Source organism: Neisseria sp. HMSC70E02 (genome assembly GCF_001838645.1).
Classification (GTDB): Bacteria; Pseudomonadota; Gammaproteobacteria; order Burkholderiales; family Neisseriaceae; genus Neisseria; species Neisseria macacae.
Genome location: NZ_KV838041.1, coordinates 1,364 through 3,724 on the forward strand (window position 1 = coordinate 1,364; position 2,361 = coordinate 3,724).

The 2,361-nt window shown below is 36.1% G+C and carries 3 protein-coding genes; all 3 read left to right on the forward strand.

Translation table 11 applies throughout. The features are described 5' to 3' along the window. On the forward strand, nt 1–772 hold a 772-nt coding region (locus HMPREF3277_RS15500), incomplete at its 5' end, for an RHS repeat domain-containing protein (RefSeq protein WP_246830725.1). Between the two features lie 57 nt (nt 773–829). After that, nucleotides 830–1,345, forward strand: coding sequence for an SMI1/KNR4 family protein (locus HMPREF3277_RS00040; RefSeq protein WP_070869686.1), 516 nt, complete (start codon nt 830–832; stop codon nt 1,343–1,345). Nucleotides 1,346–1,769: 424 nt separating this feature from the next. Next, a complete protein-coding gene (locus HMPREF3277_RS00045) occupies nt 1,770–2,132 on the forward strand; it encodes a hypothetical protein (protein ID WP_210401138.1) in 363 nt (120 codons plus the stop codon). Nucleotides 2,133–2,361: the final 229 nt, after the last annotated feature.

A 2,361-nucleotide genomic window follows, 5' to 3' on the forward strand; every position in this document is an offset into this window, starting at 1 on the left:
CACCGACCAAGACAGCTACGAACCGCTGGCGCAAGTCTTTGACAACGCCAAAGACGGCAAACAATACCTCAGCTATTTCCACAACGACCAAATCGGCATACCGCGCGAGATGACCGACATCAACGGCAATCTGTTGTGGTACGGCGAATACGCCGCCTGGGGTCGTCTGAAAAAGGATGAGCGGGTTTACAAGGATGCGCATCAGCCGTTCCGACTGCAAAACCAATACTTTGATGAAGAGACCGGGCTGCACTACAACCTGATGCGGTATTACGAGCCTGAGGCCGGGCGGTTTGTGAATCAGGACCCGATTGGGTTGTTGGGTGGGGAGAATCTGTATCAGTTTGCGCCGAATGTGCAGGAGTGGCTGGATCCGTTTGGATTGGCTAAAACTCCTACTCGAACATTACAAAATAACTGGCTAAATTATGTTGGCTCTAGGCATACTAATAGTGATATTCATCATGGCTTTCCTGAGGAGTTTGCCGCTAGATTCAAAAAAATTGCAGATATAGATGTTAATAATCCTGAATACTACTATAACTTACCAAAAGAAAAACATACGAAAAAACCAGGAATCCATACCAATAGTTCTAGGACAGGAAAAAATTGGAATAAAACTTGGGCAGGAATTCTTGATCAAGTGGAAAAAATGAACTTATCAAAAACTGAAGCTAAGAAGTTCTTAGAAAAAAGACTGAGGGCTTTAGCTAGGAAAGAAAGAATTAGTAAGCATAATGCAAAAGCAGTGAAAAGAATGGGAAAATGTTAACGATATGGTATTGAAGGAAATATCTTTCTATCAAAAAAATTTATGGAGTATACTTTTATGTTCAAATTAAAATTATTTCCCGATGATTTTTTTAATATATGTATTAAACGTAAAGTAGAAATTAAAAAGTTAGATAAACTTCCCAAGCTAGATAATAACTATTTGTTATTTATTACTAAGTATCAAGAGGTGGAGATAATACCTGATATTTCTCTTTTTAATTACGAAGAGGCTTTAAATGAAAATAGATACTTAGAGTGCAATTATTCAGAAATATCAAGGTGTTTTTGGGGTATTGGACAAGCAGGACAGGGAGATGGATGGTTTTTAAATAAAATAGATAATACCATTTTTCATTATAATCATGATGCTGGAGAGTATACCAAATCTGGATTTACAAATTTAGGGATAGGTTTCCCACAATTTATCCAGTTGGCTTTATTATACCGAGATTTAGAACACCTATTGGATGAAGGAGAGACACTTACGGATAATATAAAAACTGAGTTTATAAATTCAGTAAATAGTATAAGTAATAATTTGTTTAATGTTTATCCATTTAAGTATTTTTAATTGGAATATTCAATGAATTTATTAAACAAACCGCAGCCCCGCACAAAACCTTCATTTCTGATGTAGGATATGTGCGGTACGCACGCGGTTTCTGTTTTTCAGACGACCTCAATACCTTTTTTGAGGTCGTCTGAATCATTTGTTCTTTAACAATCTCATTAGCAGTTGACATAGAGGTCGTCTGAAAACGAACTTTCAGGCGACCTTCATCTTATTTCGTCAAAAATGTGCGCGCGAAAGGGTTTTCATATCATACTGCTGCCTTTGAAATAGAATAAAAGGCGTATATAAAATCCTGTAGGAAGGATGATTTCGGAAACCAAACGGCAGGGATTAATTTCTAGGAAACAGGCAGCAAGATTGCGTAGAATTATTGGTAAATGTTCCTAATTTTATTAATGTAAATATATTGGAAAGGGTTAATATGACCTACTTGATTAAGCCATATGAATCAATTGGTGATTTTGTATTTGGTACTTCTATTGAGGAAATACAAGAAAAATATGGAAAACCAGCAAGAATGGTTGAAGATAATATTATGAATAATAAGGTGGAATATAGGAATGCTTGTGAGTTAGTTTATGAAAACGATAAATTGATTTATGGATATTGCTTAAAAGATTCTAATCCCATATTAGGAGATATTGATATATTTAAAAATTCAATCGAAGACCTTAAAGCTATCGATTCAGAATTTATCGAAGGAAAAAAATATATTCTTTTTAAGAATCTCGGGATTTGTATAGGAGGTATGACAGGAAAAAAATTCCTGAAGGCAAGTTATTAATTGCATTTGATAAAAATCACTTTGATTTTTTTGAATGTTTTACTGTAAGCCAATGAAACTCCCAATTCCGATGTAGAGTAAGTCGTAGCCCGCACAAAACCTTCAGTCCCGACGTAGGGTGTGTGCGGCACGCACGCATGCGGTTTCTGTTTTTCAGACGACCTCACTATCTTCTTTGAGGTCGTCTGAAACATTTGTTCTTTAACAATCTCAGCCAAAACCGCCTACG